The organism is Pampinifervens navoyensis (assembly GCF_046159715.1).
In the GTDB taxonomy this organism is placed as follows: domain Bacteria; phylum Aquificota; class Aquificia; order Aquificales; family Aquificaceae; genus Pampinifervens.
In genome coordinates, this window is record NZ_JBJXCT010000004.1 from 47,541 (window position 1) to 66,162 (window position 18,622).

Annotated in this window: 23 protein-coding genes and 1 tRNA gene; 5 read left to right on the forward strand and 19 right to left on the reverse strand. The window is 47.1% G+C overall.

The genetic code is table 11. The features are described 5' to 3' along the window. Positions 1-18 precede the first annotated feature (18 nt). Entirely contained in the window at positions 19-534 is a 516-nt protein-coding gene (locus tag ACKRDP_RS04130; protein WP_409153489.1) for a shikimate kinase, read from the reverse strand. After that, positions 524-1,282 carry a cytochrome c biogenesis protein CcsA gene (gene ccsA / locus ACKRDP_RS04135; RefSeq protein WP_409153490.1) on the reverse strand — a complete coding sequence of 253 codons (759 nt, stop codon included), beginning with the start codon at positions 1,280-1,282 and terminating at the stop codon, positions 524-526. Before ccsA ends, ACKRDP_RS04130 begins: the two co-directional genes overlap by 11 nt. Before the next feature lie 15 nt (positions 1,283-1,297). On the opposite strand from ccsA, the gene acpS reads away from it, so the two are divergent. After that, a complete protein-coding gene (gene acpS / locus ACKRDP_RS04140) occupies positions 1,298-1,651 on the forward strand; it encodes a holo-ACP synthase (protein ID WP_409153491.1) in 354 nt (117 codons plus the stop codon). Here acpS and thiD read toward each other — a convergent pair. The 12 genes from thiD to ACKRDP_RS04200 all read right to left on the reverse strand — a co-directional run bounded on the left by thiD (position 1,633) and on the right by ACKRDP_RS04200 (position 14,494). Beyond that, a complete protein-coding gene (thiD, locus tag ACKRDP_RS04145; protein WP_409153492.1) occupies positions 1,633-2,433 on the reverse strand; it encodes a bifunctional hydroxymethylpyrimidine kinase/phosphomethylpyrimidine kinase in 801 nt (266 codons plus the stop codon). The two genes, acpS and thiD, sit on opposite strands and share 19 nt — an antisense overlap. Next, positions 2,433-4,766, reverse strand: a complete 2,334-nt coding sequence (gene bamA, locus ACKRDP_RS04150) for an outer membrane protein assembly factor BamA (protein WP_409153493.1) — start codon at positions 4,764-4,766, stop codon at positions 2,433-2,435. The genes thiD and bamA overlap by 1 nt, the downstream gene beginning before the upstream one ends. After that, on the reverse strand, positions 4,750-5,751 hold the full coding sequence (gene purM, locus ACKRDP_RS04155) for a phosphoribosylformylglycinamidine cyclo-ligase (RefSeq protein ID WP_409153494.1): 1,002 nt from the start codon (positions 5,749-5,751) through the stop codon (positions 4,750-4,752). Before purM ends, bamA begins: the two co-directional genes overlap by 17 nt. Next, positions 5,744-6,301 (reverse strand): RNA 2',3'-cyclic phosphodiesterase, encoded by a 558-nt coding sequence (gene thpR, locus ACKRDP_RS04160; protein WP_409153495.1) that lies wholly within the window; start codon positions 6,299-6,301, stop codon positions 5,744-5,746. Before thpR ends, purM begins: the two co-directional genes overlap by 8 nt. After that, on the reverse strand, positions 6,301-6,846 hold the full coding sequence (mepK, locus tag ACKRDP_RS04165) for a peptidoglycan L,D-endopeptidase MepK (RefSeq protein WP_409153496.1): 546 nt from the start codon (positions 6,844-6,846) through the stop codon (positions 6,301-6,303). Before mepK ends, thpR begins: the two co-directional genes overlap by 1 nt. After that, positions 6,843-8,072 carry a L,D-transpeptidase family protein gene (locus ACKRDP_RS04170; protein ID WP_409153623.1) on the reverse strand — a complete coding sequence of 410 codons (1,230 nt, stop codon included), beginning with the start codon at positions 8,070-8,072 and terminating at the stop codon, positions 6,843-6,845. The genes mepK and ACKRDP_RS04170 overlap by 4 nt, the downstream gene beginning before the upstream one ends. Then, positions 7,958-8,356 carry a hypothetical protein gene (locus ACKRDP_RS04175; protein ID WP_409153497.1) on the reverse strand — a complete coding sequence of 133 codons (399 nt, stop codon included), beginning with the start codon at positions 8,354-8,356 and terminating at the stop codon, positions 7,958-7,960. Before ACKRDP_RS04175 ends, ACKRDP_RS04170 begins: the two co-directional genes overlap by 115 nt. Before the next feature lie 16 nt (positions 8,357-8,372). Next, entirely contained in the window at positions 8,373-10,238 is a 1,866-nt protein-coding gene (gene dnaK / locus ACKRDP_RS04180) for a molecular chaperone DnaK (RefSeq protein ID WP_409153498.1), read from the reverse strand. Positions 10,239-10,415: 177 nt separating this feature from the next. Then, the gene (gene flgL, locus ACKRDP_RS04185) at positions 10,416-11,588 is read right to left on the reverse strand and encodes a flagellar hook-associated protein FlgL (protein ID WP_409153499.1); all 1,173 of its coding nucleotides are present in this window, start codon (positions 11,586-11,588) and stop codon (positions 10,416-10,418) included. 11 nt (positions 11,589-11,599) lie between these two features. After that, complete coding sequence (gene flgK, locus ACKRDP_RS04190; protein ID WP_409153500.1) at positions 11,600-13,171, reverse strand: flagellar hook-associated protein FlgK; 1,572 nt, start codon at positions 13,169-13,171, stop codon at positions 11,600-11,602. A gap of 36 nt (positions 13,172-13,207) precedes the next feature. Continuing rightward, positions 13,208-13,684: a DUF29 domain-containing protein gene (locus ACKRDP_RS04195; protein ID WP_409153501.1), complete on the reverse strand. Its 477-nt coding sequence runs from the start codon at positions 13,682-13,684 to the stop codon at positions 13,208-13,210. A gap of 18 nt (positions 13,685-13,702) precedes the next feature. Continuing rightward, positions 13,703-14,494 carry a lipoate--protein ligase family protein gene (locus tag ACKRDP_RS04200; protein WP_409153502.1) on the reverse strand — a complete coding sequence of 264 codons (792 nt, stop codon included), beginning with the start codon at positions 14,492-14,494 and terminating at the stop codon, positions 13,703-13,705. A gap of 17 nt (positions 14,495-14,511) precedes the next feature. Between ACKRDP_RS04200 and atpC the strand changes: the two genes are divergently transcribed. From atpC to ACKRDP_RS04215, 3 genes are read left to right on the forward strand one after another with little or no spacing between them, the layout of a single operon-like run. Next, on the forward strand, positions 14,512-14,913 hold the full coding sequence (gene atpC, locus ACKRDP_RS04205; protein ID WP_409153503.1) for an ATP synthase F1 subunit epsilon: 402 nt from the start codon (positions 14,512-14,514) through the stop codon (positions 14,911-14,913). Continuing rightward, on the forward strand, positions 14,900-15,604 hold the full coding sequence (locus ACKRDP_RS04210) for a tRNA1(Val) (adenine(37)-N6)-methyltransferase (RefSeq protein ID WP_409153504.1): 705 nt from the start codon (positions 14,900-14,902) through the stop codon (positions 15,602-15,604). The genes atpC and ACKRDP_RS04210 overlap by 14 nt, the downstream gene beginning before the upstream one ends. Positions 15,605-15,633: 29 nt before the next feature. After that, on the forward strand, positions 15,634-16,185 hold the full coding sequence (locus ACKRDP_RS04215; RefSeq protein WP_409153505.1) for a DUF507 family protein: 552 nt from the start codon (positions 15,634-15,636) through the stop codon (positions 16,183-16,185). Here the strand turns inward: ACKRDP_RS04215 and ACKRDP_RS04220 are convergent. Then, a complete protein-coding gene (locus ACKRDP_RS04220) occupies positions 16,182-16,787 on the reverse strand; it encodes a M23 family metallopeptidase (protein ID WP_409153506.1) in 606 nt (201 codons plus the stop codon). The genes ACKRDP_RS04215 and ACKRDP_RS04220 overlap by 4 nt on opposite strands. Before the next feature lie 83 nt (positions 16,788-16,870). Between ACKRDP_RS04220 and ACKRDP_RS04225 the strand changes: the two genes are divergently transcribed. Further along, positions 16,871-16,942, forward strand: a tRNA-Ile gene (locus ACKRDP_RS04225). Here ACKRDP_RS04225 and ACKRDP_RS04230 read toward each other — a convergent pair. From ACKRDP_RS04230 to ACKRDP_RS04245, 4 genes are read right to left on the reverse strand one after another with little or no spacing between them, the layout of a single operon-like run. Then, positions 16,943-17,419 (reverse strand): YqaA family protein, encoded by a 477-nt coding sequence (locus tag ACKRDP_RS04230; protein ID WP_409153507.1) that lies wholly within the window; start codon positions 17,417-17,419, stop codon positions 16,943-16,945. Beyond that, positions 17,419-18,174, reverse strand: a complete 756-nt coding sequence (locus tag ACKRDP_RS04235; RefSeq protein ID WP_409153508.1) for an MBL fold metallo-hydrolase — start codon at positions 18,172-18,174, stop codon at positions 17,419-17,421. The genes ACKRDP_RS04230 and ACKRDP_RS04235 overlap by 1 nt, the downstream gene beginning before the upstream one ends. A gap of 1 nt (position 18,175) precedes the next feature. Then, entirely contained in the window at positions 18,176-18,397 is a 222-nt protein-coding gene (locus tag ACKRDP_RS04240; protein ID WP_409153509.1) for a ferredoxin, read from the reverse strand. Continuing rightward, a complete protein-coding gene (locus tag ACKRDP_RS04245; RefSeq protein ID WP_409153510.1) occupies positions 18,361-18,579 on the reverse strand; it encodes a ferredoxin in 219 nt (72 codons plus the stop codon). Before ACKRDP_RS04245 ends, ACKRDP_RS04240 begins: the two co-directional genes overlap by 37 nt. Between the last annotated feature and the right edge of the window lie 43 nt (positions 18,580-18,622).

The window sequence follows — 18,622 nt, forward strand, 5'->3', positions numbered from 1 at the left end:
TACCTCCTTTTCAATTGATTATAAGGCAAGGGGCCAATTTTTGCAAGCATGGAGTATCTGTTCTACAAGCAGGTTAGCCTCCAGTGTGCCATCCAGCTCAACATGGGCATGCCTGTAATTTTCAGACCTTTTCTCAAAAAGCTTAAAAAGCTCCTCCCTGCCCTTTTTCAGAAGTGGTCTTGATAAGTCTTCACCGCACCTTTTGAGGAAGGTCTCAAAGTCTATTCTGAGCCACACAACAAGTCCTGAGCTTTTCATGAGATCCATAGCCTGTGGGTTTGCACCAAGTCCACCTCCAGTGCTTATGACGAGCTTCTCTCCTTCTGTCAGACTCATAAGGATTTCCAGCTCGCGTCTTCTGAAGTATTCTTCGCCCTTTGTCTCAAAAATCTGAGGTATACTCATCCCCTCCACTTTTTCAAGCTCCCTGTCCACGTCCAGAAAATTCCAGCCCAGCCTGCTGGCAAGAAGTTCTCCCACAGTAGTCTTTCCACTGCACATAAACCCCACAAGAAAAACCCTCTCACAGTTCATGTCTGACAAAGAGTATGTTAAGTAGAGTGAAGAACATACCCAGTATAATGGCGTAAGAGAGCGTCTTTGGCTTTATCCTCTTAAGGAGATTAAGATGAACCACAACCGCATAGTATGTCCAGAGATACAGCACAAAGATCAGTTTTGGGTCGCTTACCCAGTGCTTTCCAAAAAAGCTCCTGCTCCAGAAACTTCCAAAGATAAGGGTGAGGGTAAAGAATAGAAAGCTAAGGTTCATAGAAAGTCTCTCAACTCCCCTCAGAAGACTGAGGGGCATAAAGAAGCCCGTAATGCTTTTGTGCTTCAGTCTGCTCTCAAGGAAGAGTTTAAGTATGGAAGAAAGCCCACCGAGGAAGGCAAAGGCATAGGATGCAAGGGCTGAGGTTATATGAAGAGAATAAAGAGGGCTTCTGTAGGGTGATGGCTCTGCAGGCATGGCAAGGAGCGTTGAAAGTATGCCCAGTATGGCAAAAAAAGCGGAAAATTTCCAGAGATAGTCATACTTGAAGGATACCAGCACAAGAACGCCCAGCATAAGGTTTCCCAGTAGGGAATAAAAGCCATGAGCGTCCGCAAAGGGAAAACTGCGCACTTTAATGGACAGCATTGTTATATGAAGCATGTAAAGTAGAAGTCCGAGGAAAATCACAAATCGTGTGAGCTTCTTCAGTGTGTTAAAAAAATGGGAAAGTAAAGAGGATACAAAGGCTAAGAAGTAAAATACTATGCTCAGCGTAAGCAGGGACATGTAAGATAGTTTATCATGGTAGGCGTTGATATAGTCAGCAACAAAAGGATAAAGGAGGCAGTAGAAAGGTTCGGAGAAAGGTTTCTCAGACGAGTTTACACAGAGGAGGAACTCAGATACTGTATGGGTCAGCAAACTTTTTATGAATGCCTTTCAGCAAGGTGGGCATGCAAGGAGGCGGTGCTGAAGGCTTTTTATCAGGTTTACGGAGTTGTGCTGAGATTTTCAGAGATAGAGGTCCTCGGAGACAGAGGAAGACCAGCGAGGGTAAGAATATTGAGAGAAGGCTTTGAAGAAGCGAAGGTTCTGGTTTCTCTCTCTCATGAGAGAGAGTTCTCCGTTGCGGTGGCTTATGTTTTGAAAGAGTAGAAGGTCCACATGTGGTTGAGGGGTCCATGCCCTCTGCCAAGATTTAGGGAGTTTTCTATAGCTCCCTGGATGTATTCTTTTGCTTTGAGAAGGGAATCTTTAAGGCTGTAGCCCTTTGCAAGATATGCAGTTATCGCAGATGAGAAGGTGCAACCGGTGCCGTGAGTGTTCTTTGTCCTTATAAACTTTCCCCTCAAGTATTCAAAGGATACGCCGTCGTAGAGCACATCCACGGACTCCTCGTCCTCCATATGACCCCCTTTCACAACAACCGCAGAGGGACCGTATGAGATTATTTTTCTGCATGCCCTCTCCATGTCCTCAAGGCTCTTTATCTCAAAACCGCACAGCTCCTCTGCCTCTGGCACGTTGGGGGTCACCACAAGGGCGAGGGGAAGGAGTTCTTTTATGAGGGTCTCTCTGGCGGATTGTTTCAGAAGGGGGTCTCCTGACTTTGCCCTCATGACAGGGTCAACCACAATCCTTTCCATCTTCAAATCCCTTATTGCCCCCGCAACAGCCCTGATGATTTCCTCATTAGATAACATGCCCGTCTTGCACGCATCCACACCAATGTCCTCTACCACGACCCTAATCTGTTCGTAGACCACATCTGGCGGAAGGTCCACAACTCCGTAGACGCCCTGCGTGTTCTGCACGGTTATTGAGGTTATGGCGCTCGTGCCGTATACACCAAGAACGGTGAAGGTCTTCAGGTCAGCCTGAATGCCTGCACCTCCACCGCTATCAGAACCCGCTATTGTCAGAGCTCTCGGCACCATCAGAAAAACACTCCAAGAACAAAATGTATCCTGCTTCTTGAGGTGTCGCCGGGCACTTTTTTCGTTTTGACAGCCCAGTCTAACTTTATGGGTGCGAAGGGGGTTATGAACCTTATACCTATGCCAAAGCCACCCTTAAGGTTTTGAGTTTTTAGCTCGCTCCAGTCGTTAAAGCCAAGACCTGTATCGTAGAAAACTGCACCGTAGAGTATGTTCTTGTAGAGGGGGTAGTTTGCCTCCGCTGATAAGATTAGCTGTCTTTTTGCTCCTATAGGGTCCTTTGTATTGGGGTCAAGGGGTCCTGCGTAGCCGTATTTGTAGCCCCTTACGGTGAAGTCTCCGCCTACAAAAAACCTTTCATCAAGGGGCACTCTTTTGCCACTGTAGGGTTCAACCAGTCCAAGAGAGCCCTTAAAGGAGAGTATGAGACCTGTGTCCAGCCATCTATCCTTGAAAAACTGCTGGTGGGAAAGGGTTATCTTGTTGAACCTCTCATTACCCCCGAGCACTGGCACAGCCACTGAATAGCCCAGCTCTGTAAGGGCACCCGCGGATGGAAAGAGGTAATTGTCCCTCGTATCCCTTGTCAGACCAAAGAGCAGTTTTCTTGACTGTCTGGTTCCGGCTTCTTCTTTGATGAGGGGTGAGGCATCGGGTGATATGTTTGTATACCTTACCCTCTGAAGACTTACCCCTGCGCTTGCCTTCCAGAACTCTGCAAACTCCCTTGAGAATATGAGGTCTATACCCGTTCTGTCTACCGTGTAGGTGGTGTATTCTATCCTTCTGTCATAAACTGAACCCGTGAGGTCTATGGGCTGGTTTAGAAACCACTTCTTAGTGTAGGAAAGGGAATTATCCTTATATTTGCTTCCGTAAGATATGGAAATACCCGCTATGTCTCCTGTCCCGCGAAAGTTACCCTTACGGAGGGATATGAAGCCGGAAACGCCTGTCACCTGATTGTATCCAAGGCCTATGGAAAACTGCCCTGTAAACCTTTCCCTTACCTTTGCCACAAAATCCCAGTTTTTGCCCTCTGTAGGAAAGGGGTCTATAGAAACATCCTGATAGTAGCCAAGATTAAAAACCCTTGTCCTTGACCTGTCTATCTCCCTCTGGTTTGCCAGCTCACCCTCCTGAAATCTTAGCTCCCTTCTTATCACATAGTCCCTTGATTCGTAATTGCCCTGCACTTCAATCCTGCTAACATAAACAGGCTCACCCTCCTGCAGCTGGAGGTTTACGCTTACCCTTTTACCCTCTCTGTCCACACTCTCTCTTTCCTCTACGAAAACGCCCAGATAGCCAATCTCCGAGTATCTCCTCCTTATGTTCTCCTTTATCCTGTCAAGAATTTCCCTTCTGTAGTATCCTCCCCTGTTCTTTTTGAGTATGTCCCCGACGAGCTCTGAGTAGGCAAAGAGGCTGTTGCCCTCTATTTTCAGCTCCGATAACCTGTATCTTGGTCCCTCTTCAATCTTTATGTTTATCTCGTATCTGTTTCCCTCCTTCTTTACAGAGTAGTCAACCTTAGCCTCAAGAAAGCCCTCAGAACGGTAAAAGTCTCTTATCTTTCTCACGTCTTCCCTCAGAACATCCTCACTGAAGGGGGGCTTTAGCCTGAAGGCAAGAAGGCTCACAGGTTTTGTCTCCATAAGCCCGAGCAGTCTACCTCTGCTGAAGGTCCTGTTCCCTGTAAAGTTTATACTTCTTACATACTCTGGCTCTCCCTCCACTATTCTGTAAACAACCTTTGAAGCACCCTTCCTGGGCACAAGTTCGTAATCTACCTGAACGTTTGTGTAGCCCTCCTTCGTGTATGCTTCCACTATTTTTCTCTTTATGAACTCGAGCTCTTCACGGGTGAGAACCCTTCCGAGCCTCAGCCTTCTCTGTATTTCCAGTCTTTCTTCTACAGCCGGCGCTGAGGTAAAGCCCTTTATAAACTCTTCTGGCTCAATCTTGCCCACCTCCGTTTCTATTCCTATCTTTTTCTCAAGCTCGTCGGACTTTATCTTCCTGTTGCCCACAAACTCTATTCTGTATATAACAGGAAGGTCCTTAACTCTGTATGTGAGCACCACATCCTCACCCACCCTTTCTTCATAGACCTCCACCTCGTCAAAAAAGCCTGTTCTGAACACGCGTCTTATGCTCTCACGGACCATATCGGGGATGTATAGGCTTCCCTGTCTTATGTTTATGAGACCTATTATTACATCCTCTGGCACATACCTGGCTCCTTCAACCCTTATCTCTTTCACCACCTGTGCGAAGGAAAGACCCAGCAAGAGAAAAACTGGCAATAAGACTCTAAACAATAACCACATCCCTTTTACCCTCCTCAATAAAGCCACATACAAAGGAAGAAGGGACAGCTCTCAGAGCTGTGTCCAAATCTTTTCCTTCAAGAACTACCATAAAACCCACGCCCATATTAAAGGTTCTGAACATCTCCTCAGAGGATATGTTGCCCAGCCTCCCTATCCAGTCAAAGATGGGGTTTACTGGTATTTTCCCCTTTTCCACTACCGCTCTCAGACCCTCCGGCAATATCCTTATAAGGTTTCCCGGTATGCCACCGCCCGTTATATGTGCCATCCCCCTTATACCTATTCCACAGTATTTCAGAGCACGCACCTCCTGCAGGTATATTTTAGTGGGTTCAAGGAGTATCTCCCACAACTTTCTGTCCTCAAATTTATCCTCATAGCCTATACCTTTTGCCTCAAGCACCTTTCTTATAAGGCTGTATCCATTACTGTGAAAACCGCTTGAGGGAAAACCCAGTATAACATCTCCGGGTCTTATACGCTCACCGGTAATAAGCTCCTCCTCCTCGCACACGCCCACGCAGAAGCCTGCAAGGTCATATACACCCTCGGGATAAAAGTCTGGCATCTCAGCCGTTTCTCCACCCACGAGGGCAACCTCTGCAAGCCTGCACCCCTCCACTATACCATCCATAAGCTCCTTCATAACCTGAAGTTCTATCCTGCCTGTGGCTATGTAATCAAGAAAGGCGAGAGGTTCCGCACCTGTGGTGAGGAGGTCGTTTACATTCATGGCAACCAGGTCTATGCCCACTGTGTTATGAACACCCACAGCCTGAGCCACCTTAAGCTTTGTTCCAACCCCGTCTGTTGTAAGCATAAGAACCGGCTTCTTGTATCCCTCAAGCCTGAGCCCGCTGGCAAAGGATCCAAAGAGGAGAGCTTTTTTTGGTAAGGTCTTTACCTTTTCCCTTATGTAGTCCACAAAGGCTTCAGCCCTTTCTATGCTCACTCCTGCTCTTTCGTAAGTCCATTCACCCATGGAAGTAAAACTCCTCTATTACAGTGTATATGGGTCCCACAGAGGTCAGAGAACTCTTAACAAGAGCCACTCTGTCCACAAGGTCTTCCCCATAGAAGGTGTTTTCATGCTGACGCAGTATTTCTTTGAGGGCTTTTTTGTCAAACTCCTTTATCCTGCATATGGTCACATGGGGATGGAAGGGCTTACCCTCGTCCCTTATACCCACCTGCCTGTTAGCCCTTACTATGCTTCTGGCAAGGTCTATAAGCTGTCTATGACCTTCCGATACACCAATCCACAGAACTCTGGCTCTGTCAGGGCTCGGAAAAACACCAAGCCCCCTGTATTTTACCCTTATGGCTTTGCTACTTTGGGCAATTTCCTGAAGGTTTTTAAGAAGGTCAGCCAGCCTTTCCTGCTCCACATCCCCTATAAACTGGAAGGTCATATGAAAGTTCTGAGGCTCAACCCACTTGCCCTTTATGAACCTCTCGCTCTGTGACTGGAGCTTTTCCACCGCTTCCTGTATCCTTTTCGTGACAAAAAAACCCACAAAAACCCTTATCATTACCAGCACCTGAAGGGTCCAGTATCAAGATGCACAAAACCAGACCTGGGATAGTATCCAACACCACCAGCACGCAGGTTTATTGCCAGATCTCTGAGACTGCTCAGGCTCATGCCCTCCAGCCTTATGTCAACAGCCCTCCCGCGCGTGTGGTAGCTGTCTTTTGCTACGCCCCTTTTTGTCCTGTGAAGGTAAGCGTTTGTAGATGGTGACCTGTAGCCAGATATTACCTCTATCCTTTCCCTGTTAGAAAGTCTGGTTATGAGGAAAAGAAGGTCAAGAAGCTTTAAATCTACGGGAGCTACCTCTCCACTTCTGTAATCCCTCAGAAGCCAGTTTATTTCTTTCAGAGAACTATCTATATACTCTCCATCCACCCAGTAGGCAACCTTAAGGCTCTCCCCGGTGTTTACAGAGTATAAGTTGAGGGACCTGGCTCCTTCTGAAAGACCCCTAATTCCAGAAACTGAGGCGTAGGAAAAAGAACCTGTCAGAAGCATGCATCCTATGTATCCCATTGACCTTAGAAGTTCTCTCCTTGTCATTTCCTGCCTCCAACTTTTGAAAGTGCACGGGACAAAATTGTATCATACCCGTATATGTCTTCTCTGAAATGAAGCTCGCCATCCCTTTCAAAGGCGGTAAGGTAGAGTATGTATATGGGTATAGGGTTTCTGAGGCTGAGGGTCTGGGTCTGCTGTTCTTTTATGAGGTTTTCCAACTTCTTTGAGTTCCATCCCTCTCCAAGAAGTGCCAGAGCAAGCTCCTTTGCCTTTTCTACCCTTATACATCCTGAGCTAAAGGCTCTTTTTGGCTTTTTAAAAAGTTCCACATCAGGCGTGTCGTGCAGGTAGACATCAAAGGGGTTCTGGAAGTTGAACTTTATCCTGCCAAGGGCGTTCTGTGGTCCTGGGGACTGCACAAGCCTGAAGGGAAAATTTTTCTCACTGTATAAGCTCCAGTCTATCTGCAGAGGGTCAACCTCCTCACCTCCAAGAAAGACTCTGAAGCTCTTTTTTCTGAGGTAATCTGGGTCCTTTCTCACTCTGGGTAGTATGTCCTTGACGGAGATGCTTCTGGGAACATGCCATGAAGGATTTATGGTGAGGCTCTCTATCCTGCTGTAAAGTATTGGCGTAGGCCTGAAGTCTTCTCTGTAATTCCTGCCCACTATCACCTTAGAGTGCAGCTCCACAGAATTTTTGTTTATCAGAAAAAGCTCAAAGGATGGTATGTTTACCACCACGGCTCTTTCAAAGTCTTCTGGCAACCATCTGTGCTTTTCAAGGTTCAGGTATACCTGCATCAACCTCTCTTCTGGGCTGATGTTGAGCTCGGCAATGGTCTTTGAACCAATTGTTCCCGTCTCTGGCAGCCCGTGTCTTTTTTGAAATCTTTTTACTGCCTCAAGCAGTGTATGGTCAAAAAAATCAGAGGGGGTGTATTCTCTAATGTCTCCAAGAAGAAAGAGCCTGAACCTTATCTCCTCAAGGCAGGTGCTTCTGTCTCCATGACGCAGGTGTCTTGACAGCCTTATGGGCTTCCATTCAATGGAAGATAGCTCTTGCAGAGACTTTGCCTGTTCTACAAGGAACCAGTATTCCTGGCTCTTGGGTGTGATTTCCCTCAGCAAGTCCCCCAGTCTCTCTTCCCTTATCAGAGCTGCAACCTTTTCAACAACCCTGTCCTGCCTTTTTGGAACGCTCCAGCCCCTGTAGAGTTCTGAGGGTCTTGTCCTACCATAGTAGAGGTCGTATGCAAGCCTGAGCAGGCTGTCGCTTGTGGCAAGCTCTGGGTCAAGGTCTTTAACCGGTCTGTAATCTCTGGGGTCAAGTCCAGGTGGACAACCTCCCTGAGTATGCTCTGCAGGGTTTGAAAGTTCTCCGTAGCTCTGCCATCACAATACCATATGCATCTGAAGCCCAGAAGACCGTATAGCTGATAAACCTTCTGAGGATAGGCTAACTTTGACCAGTTTTCCCTTATCTTTTTCTCATAAGATAATGCAGTTTCTAAGGCAAGAAGAATTATGAGAAAAGGAAGGGCGACCGCCATAGGCGGTCTTATTATATCACATGGGCTTGCCTTCTATTACGTCTCCACCTTCACCCTTCTGCGTAGCCTGTCCCTGATAAAGATAGCTTCCTAACTTTCCAGCTACCTCAAGCACCTTCTCTGTGGCCCTTCTTACCTCCTGCACATCCTGTGAGCTGGCAAATACCCTCTTTGCCTCTTCTATAGCCTTTTCTACCTCAGAGACCACGTCTGCGGGCACTTTATCCCTGTTTTCCTTCAGCACCTTTTCAAGGTTGTAAACATGCTGGTCAAGCTGGTTCTTGGCTTCCACGAGTTCTTTTTTCTTCCTGTCCTCCTCCTCGTGAAGCTGGGCTTCTTTTACCATCTTCTCTATCTCTTCCTGCGTGAGTCCCGAAGATGCCTGAACCCTTATGGACTGCTCTTTACCCGTGCCAAGGTCTTTTGCCGTCACATGAAGAATACCGTCCACGTCTATGTCAAAGCACACCTCTATCTTTGGAACGCCTCTGGGTGCTGGTGGTATGCCGGTAAGATAGAATTTACCCAGAGACTTGTTGTCCCTAGCCATGGGTCTCTCGCCCTGAAGCACATGAACCTCTACCTCTGTCTGATAGTCGCTGGCGGTGGTGAAGGTTTCACACTTTCTGTAAGGTATGGGCGTGTTCCTGGGTATAAGGACCGTCATAACCCCACCGTAGGTCTCCACACCCAGGGATAGAGGTGTCACATCTACTAGCAGTATCTCCTTTACTTCCCCAGATAGAACACCAGCCTGTATGGCAGCACCCACTGCCACCACCTCGTCGGGGTTTACGCCCTTGTGGGGCTCCTTCCCAAAAAAGTCCTTTATCCTCTGCTGGACCAGAGGAATCCTCGTGGAACCTCCCACCAGCACCACATCGTCTATATCCTGAGGTCTCAGCTTGGCATCCTCAAGGGCTCTCTTTACTATCTCCATAGTCCTGTCCACAAGGTCCTTTATCATCTCCTCAAGCCTTGCCCTTGTGAGCTTTTTCTGAAGGTGCAATGGCTGGTTGGTGGATGGGTCTATGGTTATAAAGGGCAGGTTGATTTCAGTCTCCAGCTTGAAGGAGAGCTCCTTCTTTGCCTGCTCGCTGGCTTCTTTGAGCCTCTGAAGGGCAGTCCTGTCCTTTCTGAGGTCAACGCCTGTTTCTCTTTTGAACTCTTCTATGAGCCACTCCATGATTCTTTCGTCTATGTTGGCACCCCCAAGGTGAGTGTCTCCTGCGGTAGCTTTTACCTCTATAACGCCCTCTCCACCTTCAAGGATGGAGACGTCAAAGGTTCCTCCTCCAAAGTCATAGACAAGAATCTTTACATCGCTCTTCTTGTCAAGCCCGTATGCCAGAGCTGCAGCGGTGGGCTCGTTGAGGATTCTTAGCACCTCAAGCCCTGCAATCTTACCGGCATCCTTTGTTGCCTGTCTCTGACGCTCGTTGAAGTAAGCGGGCACGGTTATTACCGCCTTTGTGACCTTTTCTCCAAGGTATGCCTCTGCAGCCTCTTTGAGCTTTTTGAGCACCTGAGCACCTACCTCCTCCGGGCGAACAGTCCTTCCTATGTTGGGTATTTCAAAGCTGGCATCGCCCTTTTCGTCCGCCACCACCTTGTAGGAAACTCTCTTTGCCTCATCAAGCACCTCTTCATACTTTCTACCTATAAACCTTTTAGACTCGTAGACGGTGTTCTCTGGGTCAAGGATGGCACGCCTCTTTGCAGGCTCACCCACCAGCACCTCTTTTTCCTTTGTCCATGAGACAACAGAGGGCGTAAGCCTTGAGCCCTCCTGATTGGCTATTACCACTGGCTCATCTCCTATAATCACAGCCACCACCGAGTTGGTAGTTCCAAGGTCTATACCTATTATCTTCTCCGCCATAAGGCACCTCCTTTTTCCAGAATGTGTTATCTAATATAAAACTTTAGTAAACTTATGTCAAGTTTTTTATAATGACTTTTAGAATGTTAAGGGGGCAGACTGAGAGAGAGGTCTGTAAAAGTGCTCAGAAATATAACCTCAAAGGTTTACGGTCATAGGAATTTCTTAAGTTGGAGGTTATTTCAGATATCTTATAATGCTCATATCCCTCTGGTCTGCCACTATACGCATGAGGGCTTCGTAGGCAAGCCTGTAGCGCGTGTAGTCCATTATGCTCTGCGAAAGCTCTGCATCTTCAAGGTCAGACTTCTGTTTATTCAGGTTGTCTGTGAGGTTTTCCTGCACAGGCTGAAGGTTCTTTACCTGAGAGAGGACTGCACCCACCTGAGACCTTCTGAAGGCGACCCTATCAAAGGCTCTCTGTAGCAGCATAAGGTCGGAGTCATCCGGATAGAGTGCGGAGCTGAGCTTGTCTCCCACCCTTTTTACTGCCTGAAGCAAGTTAGGAGAGTAAAAGTCCGTTGCACCCACATCAAAGTCACCACCGCTGGTGTCAGAGACAAATGTTTCCTTACCTATATCCACAGGCATAAGCATAAGGGAGTAAGTCCCATCTGGGTTCTGGCTGACCTTCGCCTGAAGGGTGCTGGAGTAGTTGGAATTTATAAGGGTTACGAGGTCATTCAGTGTCTGGGTCGTGGTGTAGTTTACACTGATGGTGGTGGTTCCCACCGTTATATTCAAAGTGCCAGAGTTGCTGAAGTTTGTGCCAGGGCTTGAAAAGGTTGCCCTTGAGATTGCCACGTTGAGACCAAAGGTCTCTGCCCCGTTCAGAAGGGCATCAACCCTGTAGCTGTCTGAAAGCCACACCTTAAAACCCTCTGAAGAAGCTCTGTATTCAAGTGTGTTATCATCAAAGGGCTTCTGAGTAAGACTTGCACCTCCAAAGATGTAGTTTCCTCCCAGCTGGTCGTTTACTCTGTCAAGAAGAGACCTTAGGCTTGAGGAAAAGAGTTCTCCTATTGCCAAGAGCTGGTCTGGCTGAAGCGTCTGATTCTTAGCCTGTATGGTCTTTGCATAAAGGAGTTTCAGACTGTCTTCTATCTTCCCCAGGTTAAAGTCTGAATAGCTCAGAGCTGTGTCCGCAAACAGCCTGTTCTTTGCATATTGAGAAAGCTGGGATATCTCTTTTTTAAGCTCAAGCACATTGTAGGTGGCTGATGGCTCGTCGGATATACTCTGATACTTCCTGCCGGTGGCAATCTCAAGAGATTTTTCTGAAAGCTGTTTTCTTATCCTTGCATCCTGTTCCTGAAACAGGGAAAAGAGCAGGTTATCTGGCACCTTCATGGCCTCTCACCTCACACCATATTCAGCGTTGCCTGAAGCATCTCATCCATGGCGTTTATGGTTCTTGCAAGGGCTTCGTAGCTCCTCTGGAGCTTCATGAGTTCAATAAATTCATTGTCTATTGAAACCCCCTGCATCTCCTGAAGCCTTGCGTTCAGAGAGTCAAGGAGTGCCCTCTCTATCTCATGCTTTGTTTTGAGGTCATTCTGCCTTGAGGCAACTCTATCTACAAGCCCATTGTATAGAGCCTTTACACCTTCCCACCAGCTCCTTGAAAAGTCCATAAACTCGTCAGCCTTTTCGTAATCAAGGTTCTGCACGTATGTGTTTATGTTGGGGTTCAGAGCCATGTCCCCTATTCCCGTTCCTGTAAAGAGGGGTTCAGACCTTTGAATAAGGTTGTTGCTCTCCTCTACAGTATAGCTGGGGTCGCTGGCTGTTATCTGCATGGTGTAGCTTCCGTCAGGGTTTGGAACAAGGCTTGCGGTAAAGTTGGGGCTGAGGGTTGGGTCTGTGTTTATGGCGTTTATGATGTCGTTGAGGCTGTCTGTGGAGTTGTAGCTTATAACCACAGGGCCACCGGGAAAGTTAAAGGTTATGCTTCCTGAAAAGCCAAGGGGTGCAGTTGGGTCGCTTACATTTCTGAGCCAGAACCAGCTGTTCGTTCCCTGTGCGTTAAGGGGCAGTTTTACCTCGCTTATGAGCTTTTTGCCTATCCCCTCAAGCTGGTTTATGTAATCCAGAAGGTCTTTCTGAAAGTCCAGAAGCCCTCTGACTTTTCCTCCGCTTATGAGACCGCTTATGTCCACCTCTGAACCATCTTTTGACTTCCACATAACTCTTCTGCTTCCAGAGTCGTATTTCAGCTCCCAGCTGTATCTGTCCTCTACAAGCACAAAGCCCTGGCTTGTCTCCACCCTTACCCTGCCCATATTATCCTCCTGAACCTGTATGTTTATAAGCTCAGACAGTTCTCTGAGATATCTATCTCTCTCATCCAGAAGATTTTTGTAATCTCTTCCTCTTGCGTAAGTCTGGGCATAGCCCGTGAGTATTTCCTGATTTATCTGAGCAATCTTTTTTGTGAGTGTGTTTATCCTGCCTATGTATTGCCTCATGTCATAGTCCGTGCTGGCAAGGGTTCTGTCCATGTCCTTTCTTCTGTCCTTCAGGTATGAAATAAGGCTCTGGGCAGAGTTTAAGAGTTCACTTCTTGCTCCTTCGTTTGTGGGCTCTTTCATCAGGTTCTGGTAGGCGGTGAAAAAGCGGTTTATGTATTCGCTACCCCCCAGCCCTTGAGTAAACTCCTGAAAGAGGTTTTCTATCTGAGAGTTTCCCTTTATGGCGGTGTCAAGGGAGGAGACCACCGAGAGCTTCTGATTTCTCAGAGACATGTAGTAAAAGTTCTGACTTCTGAGAATATCCTCCAGCCTTATACCCACGGGTGCAAGGCTCTTTATGACCGGGTCTTCCTGGGCGTAGTCGGGATTGTTGGCGTTCAGTATGTTTCTGTTTCTGATGTCTGCAGACTTTCTGAAAAGTTCAAGCCCCTGAGCCACTATGCCAAAGGTAGCACCAAACATTTACACCTCCCTCTTCTTATTATCGTAAAGCACTGTCTAAAATTTAGCAATATCCTTCATAATGTCCTCGTAGCCATAGGGACACATTTCTGGCAGGTTGAAGTCTTCTGGGTTGAACTTGTTTCTGATAAGCCATGCCTTTAGCCTCTTTAAAGCGTAACCCCATGCGGGCTGTAAAAGCCCCGGAAGTTTACTCCTGAGGCTCGGGTTATCCTCAAGTATTCTTGATATTTCAACAAGCTGGTTTAATATGCTTTTATTCCATCCAGACCCGGCTGTTTCGTTCCCGGCAAGTTTCTTGAAGTTTTCTATCTTATACCTGTGCTCCATATAAACTCCAAGCCTTTCCTTAAGCTCATCCTCATACTTTCTCGCCATATACTCAACCTCTTCAAGAAGGTTCTCCCAGTCTACGAGGTCGTATTCCCCTTTCCTCAGAAGCTCAAGGTTTTCATGCACCCATCTGTAAAAATCCTTCTCGTAGAGCTCTCTAATCTCTTCTGTCTTCAGCATGGTTTTTTAAAATATAGGTTAGCCCTTCCAGACATACACCCCCTCCCTTATTTTTATGGCTTCGTGCCTTCTTCCCGTGTCCTCAAGTATGGTCTCCTCTGAGGTCATATCTATTCTTAGCTTTTCTGCAAGCTCGAGGGCATCGGAGGGCACTTCCGCGTATCCATCAAATTCAAACTCCTGCACAAACTCCTCAAGCAGAGCCCCAGAGACCTCCTCAAAAGAGAAAGACCTTCCCAGCTCCCTCTCCAGCCATCCTATGTTTTCCCAGAGACTCCCTCTGACCTCTTCTCTGAGAGCCTCATGGGGAAGCAAAAAAAGTTCTGCCATAAGGTCAGGGTCAAAGCTCATAAGAATGTTTCCCACAAACACAAAGAACTTTCCTATGTCTCCTGCCCCTTGCCCGCTTATCTTCCTCTGTGATGCCTTCACCAAAAGGTCATTTATAGGTCTGTATTCCACCTCAAGCCCGAGCCTATTATAAGCCCTTATGACGGGCTGAGAGAGCTTCTTATAGGCGTCCTCTACCCTGAAGGGGACCAGATTCTTTGGAAGTATAAGCTGGTAAAAAACCTGACCTGGCGCAAGCAGGACTGCACCTCCCCCAATCTGCCTCCTTATGATTCCTATGCTGAGCTCCCTGCACCTTTTGAGGTCTATGAGCTCCTGAGCCCTGTCAAAGTAACCAAGACTCACATAAGTGTCTTCTGGCTCACAGAGGACAAGTCCTGTATAACCCAGCTCTGCCATCGCGTGGAAAAGGGTTGTGGAGAGCATGCGCGAGAGTTTTCCGAGGGCATATACCTTCATGGTATAATTTTAACGCCATGATAAAGGTGGAAATAGTAACGCCCCAGGGACTACATTTTTCAAGGGAGGTTCACTCTGTAAACATACCCACTGCAGAGGGTGAAATAGGTGTTCTTGAAAAGCATATGTATCTCATGACCATGCTCAAGCCCGGGCTTGTTTACTTTGACGGTAAGATGGAAAACGGTGTTGCGGTCACCTATGGCTTTGTGGATGTGACTCCAGAAAAGGTCATAATTCTTGCAGAGGAAGCTTACAACATGGGGGATATTGACCCGGGTAAAGAGAAGGAGCTCTTTGACCAGGCGATGAGAAAGCTGGCAACAGCCCAGACCATGGAGGAGATAGAAGAGTGGGAAAAGGTCAGGGAAAGGGCTAGAACACTGCTCGAACTCGTTGAGAGGTTTGGAAGAGTTTAAGGAGTTTGTTTTTTTCAGGGGGAAGGTAAGGTTCAGACAACCAAAAGCCCACAGGCTCTCCATAGTGGAAGTTCTTTTTGTGGCAAACCTCAGGGGCATAAAGAAAAACTCAAGAGTTCTTGACCTTGGTGCAGGCTTTGGCGCTCTTTCCATACTTACAGCTCTCAGATATGGTTGTGAGGTCTGGGCTATGGAGAGAGACCATTTAATGCTTGAACTTCTGAAAGAAAATGTAATACTCAACAAACTGGAAGAGAAAATTCATATTCTTGAGCTTGACCTCAGAAAGGCAAGGGATTTTTTAGGGGCACAGAGTTTTAACGTGGTAGTTGCCAATCCACCCTTCTATAGGGGACAATCAACCTACAATCAGTATCATCATGAGACAGATACAAGTCTTGAAGATTTTATAAAAACTGCAGGCTTTCTGCTTAAAGATGGAGGACATTTTAACCTTCTAATAGCTTCAGGTCGTCTGGTAGATGCTATTATACACATGAAAAACAACAGAATAGAAGCAGCACACCTTAGATTTTTTTATCCAAAACTGCATAAAAACTCAAAAATAGTGCGCATACATGGTTTAAAAAATCTAAGACCATACCCGGTTATTGAAAAACCTCTGATAATTAACGAGGATGACGGTGGATATACGCAAGAGGTAATGAACCTTCTTGAGTGTTTTATATGATATAATTGATAAGATTTAGGAGGCGGTGTATGAGGCTACCCGAGAAGCTTGTGGAGAGAATAGCAGACAGGATTTTAAAGGAACTTTATGAAAATGAAAGAATAATAGAGCCGGAGGACCCTTATGCCTTTAAGAAAAAGATAGTTGCCATATTCAGGGAAGCAGAGGAGCAGGAGAGACTGCTTGATGAAAAAACGAAGGAGATACTCAAAGAAAAGCTTGAGCTTCTTGAAGAAACCAGTCTTGATTACAGAACAGCATACAAAACAGTCAGGAGCAAGCTGGCAGAGGAGATGAACATACACACAAGTAGAAGGGAGAGGATGAACCAGATAGCCCACAGGATAAGGGATATGATAATGGAAGACCCTGAAGTGGAGATATACGAGGAGCCCGGTATCATAAGAAACAGGATAAGGGAAATACTCATGGAGGCAGTAAAGGAAGAAGAAGAGATAGACAGAGAGGTGAGAGAAAGGATAAGGTCCTACTCAAAGAGAATCGTGGAAGGCACTCCAGAGTGGAATCACCTCTACAAAAGGATATACGAAGATGCCCTGAAGAGAAGGGGGCTTCTCTAAGGCAGATAGGCTATGGGGTTCTGCCTCACTCCGTATTTCAGAACCTCATAGTGGAGATGTGGACCAAAGGCTCTTCCGGTGGTTCCCACACTTCCTATTATCTGACCCTTTACAACCCTGTCTGAGTAGGAAACCTTGATGTCTGATAAATGAGCATATATGGTGGCAAAGCCATAACCATGATAGATTATTACAGTCTTTCCGTAGCCTCTTATCCATCCTGCATATATGACTCTGCCTTCTGCCGCTGAAACCACTGGGGTCCCATAGGGTGCCGATATGTCTATTCCAGTATGAAACTCCCTTCTTCCTCCCATATTTCTCCATCCGTAGTCGGAGGTTATAACACCCACAACGGGCCAGAGGTCTGGTCTTACAGTCTCAACGGTTTTCACATTGACAAGCTCCCTCATGGCCTCTTCAAGAGACATCTCAGTGGCTATAATCTTGCTTACCGTATCAACGTCAAAAATTTCATCGCCGGGCTGTTCACCGCTCTGGTAAGAGACCTCTGAAGGCCCACCTATACCCATGGGAGACGCGTCCATTATGGGCTTGCAGAGAGCTCCCACCAGGGCAATGGCAAAGATATACTTCTTCATGACTATACCTCCCTGGCCTAGTTTCCAAAACTCTACCACAGGGTTGCAAAGCTTGTCAAGAGGTTTTATAATATCTTTTCTGAGGGTGCGTAGCTCAATGGCAGAGCGGGCGGCTCATAACCGCCCGGTTGGGGGTTCGAGTCCTCCCGCACCCATTAATTCAGAATCCTCTCCAGAACATCCCCGAAGAGAACGAAGACTCCAATCCTCAGTGCCCTTGCTATAAGGCTTGCCACTATAAAGCTCCACAGGGGCATGTGGAAAAGCCCCGCAAGCCAGCACACCAGCTTGTAAGGTTCTCCCACAAGAACAGCCCAGAAGCCATATCTGTTGAAGAGGGCTTCTCCCTTCAGATACAGCCTTTTGCCAAAAATCTTTTTTACAAAGGCCTCTCCAAGAAACTTTGCAAGATAGTAGGCAACCAGAGCACCCAGTATATTCCCTGCAAAAGCAACCAGCCCAGCAGTATAGGGGCTTAGCCTGAATATGGGAGCACTTACTATAAAAGGGTAGGGTGGGACCGGCTGTATTATGGACTCTGTAAAGGAGAGCAAAAAGAGGGCTGTATAGCCATGCTCCTGCACAAACTCCTCTGCCCATTTTTTCAGCTGGGGGAAGAGGTGCTCAAGCACTAAAGGCTTACCTCCATGAAGTCTTTTGCTGAAAGGACGGGAATTCCGTATTTATGGGATAATTCCTCAGCGACCCTCTCTGGGTCATGCTGTGTCAGGAACTCATACCCAAAATGGGTAAGTATAACCTTCCTGGGTTTCAGGTTGGCTATGAGCTTTTCTGCATCCTCAACGGTAAGATGGTCTATGGGCTTTGTCTTCCTGTAGAGGGTGGTGTTTATAATCATTAAATCCACATTATGGGGATATGCCTGCAGCATTCTGTCTTCATACAGAGCACAGGATACGTAGAGGACCTTACGGTTAAACAGAAGGGCATAGGTTTCTGCACCGTGATGGGTATGTTTCATAACTGCACTTACATTTACAGTCCCGTAGGAGAGTTCTTCTCCTTCTTTCAGAAAGCCCTCCATTGCAAGCCTTTCTCTTATGAAAGGCAAAACTACTCTGTGCTGTCCCTCAAAGGCCGACCTTGGAGCAAACAGCGCCACGCGCCTTATCTTTCCGCCATCGGTGGCCGATTCTATCACAGAGTTCACGTCAGAGGAGTGGTCAAGATGTATATGAGAGAGAACTACAAGGTCAATATGTCGCGGGTCAATCCCCATTTGATGAAGATAAACAAAGGCTCCTGGTCCGGGGTCCACGTGCACTGTGTTTCCCGAAAGGAAGAGCAAAAAACCTCCAGACCTTCTCAAAAACCTGAATACGCTCGCTCTACCGCCTGCAGTTCCGAGAAAAACAATCCTGTCCAACTCAGTAAAGAATGATAGAGCCGCTGGGACAGTCCTCTGCTACCTGAAGAAGCTCCCCGTAGACGCTCTCAAGGGGCACTTTTATCATAACGAGGGGGATGCCATCCCCCCTATCAACGAAGACCTCTGGTAGTCTGTCGTAGCAGAGCTCGCATGCGGTGCAGGTATCTATGTCAACCTTTATCCTTAAACTTCTTCCGTTATTATGGACCCGCTCGGGCATTCGTCTGTAACCTCTTTAACCTCGTTCTCTAGCTCGGCAGGCACCATCATCCAACCGTCGGGTCCGGGGCTGACAACTTCAGCTATGCCATCGCCTCTATTCTTGTAAACCTCTGGAACTCTATCGTAGCAGAGCTCGCATGAGGTACAGGTGTCTGGGTCAACCATAGTCTTCAAAGCCATATTAACACCTCCTTTGAAAAGATTGAGTTTAAAAAATATATCA

What these genes read in the sequence shown, in the direction of transcription:
- bamA (WP_409153493.1), bottom strand. Translation starts at nt 4,766, where the DNA reads ATGTGGTTATTGTTTAGAGTCTTATTGCCAGTTTTTCTCTTGCTGGGT.
- atpC (WP_409153503.1), top strand. Translation starts at nt 14,512, where the DNA reads ATGATAAAGGTGGAAATAGTAACGCCCCAGGGACTACATTTTTCAAGG.
- ccsA (WP_409153490.1), bottom strand. Translation starts at nt 1,282, where the DNA reads ATGTCCCTGCTTACGCTGAGCATAGTATTTTACTTCTTAGCCTTTGTA.
- purM (WP_409153494.1), bottom strand. Translation starts at nt 5,751, where the DNA reads ATGGGTGAATGGACTTACGAAAGAGCAGGAGTGAGCATAGAAAGGGCT.
- mepK (WP_409153496.1), bottom strand. Translation starts at nt 6,846, where the DNA reads ATGACAAGGAGAGAACTTCTAAGGTCAATGGGATACATAGGATGCATG.
- ACKRDP_RS04200 (WP_409153502.1), bottom strand. Translation starts at nt 14,494, where the DNA reads ATGAAGGTATATGCCCTCGGAAAACTCTCGCGCATGCTCTCCACAACC.
- ACKRDP_RS04240 (WP_409153509.1), bottom strand. Translation starts at nt 18,397, where the DNA reads ATGCCCGAGCGGGTCCATAATAACGGAAGAAGTTTAAGGATAAAGGTT.
- dnaK (WP_409153498.1), bottom strand. Translation starts at nt 10,238, where the DNA reads ATGGCGGAGAAGATAATAGGTATAGACCTTGGAACTACCAACTCGGTG.
- ACKRDP_RS04130 (WP_409153489.1), bottom strand. Translation starts at nt 534, where the DNA reads ATGAACTGTGAGAGGGTTTTTCTTGTGGGGTTTATGTGCAGTGGAAAG.
- acpS (WP_409153491.1), top strand. Translation starts at nt 1,298, where the DNA reads ATGGTAGGCGTTGATATAGTCAGCAACAAAAGGATAAAGGAGGCAGTA.
- thpR (WP_409153495.1), bottom strand. Translation starts at nt 6,301, where the DNA reads ATGATAAGGGTTTTTGTGGGTTTTTTTGTCACGAAAAGGATACAGGAA.
- ACKRDP_RS04175 (WP_409153497.1), bottom strand. Translation starts at nt 8,356, where the DNA reads ATGGCGGTCGCCCTTCCTTTTCTCATAATTCTTCTTGCCTTAGAAACT.
- ACKRDP_RS04245 (WP_409153510.1), bottom strand. Translation starts at nt 18,579, where the DNA reads ATGGCTTTGAAGACTATGGTTGACCCAGACACCTGTACCTCATGCGAG.
- thiD (WP_409153492.1), bottom strand. Translation starts at nt 2,433, where the DNA reads ATGGTGCCGAGAGCTCTGACAATAGCGGGTTCTGATAGCGGTGGAGGT.
- ACKRDP_RS04220 (WP_409153506.1), bottom strand. Translation starts at nt 16,787, where the DNA reads ATGAAGAAGTATATCTTTGCCATTGCCCTGGTGGGAGCTCTCTGCAAG.
- flgL (WP_409153499.1), bottom strand. Translation starts at nt 11,588, where the DNA reads ATGAAGGTGCCAGATAACCTGCTCTTTTCCCTGTTTCAGGAACAGGAT.
- ACKRDP_RS04215 (WP_409153505.1), top strand. Translation starts at nt 15,634, where the DNA reads ATGAGGCTACCCGAGAAGCTTGTGGAGAGAATAGCAGACAGGATTTTA.
- ACKRDP_RS04195 (WP_409153501.1), bottom strand. Translation starts at nt 13,684, where the DNA reads ATGCTGAAGACAGAAGAGATTAGAGAGCTCTACGAGAAGGATTTTTAC.
- flgK (WP_409153500.1), bottom strand. Translation starts at nt 13,171, where the DNA reads ATGTTTGGTGCTACCTTTGGCATAGTGGCTCAGGGGCTTGAACTTTTC.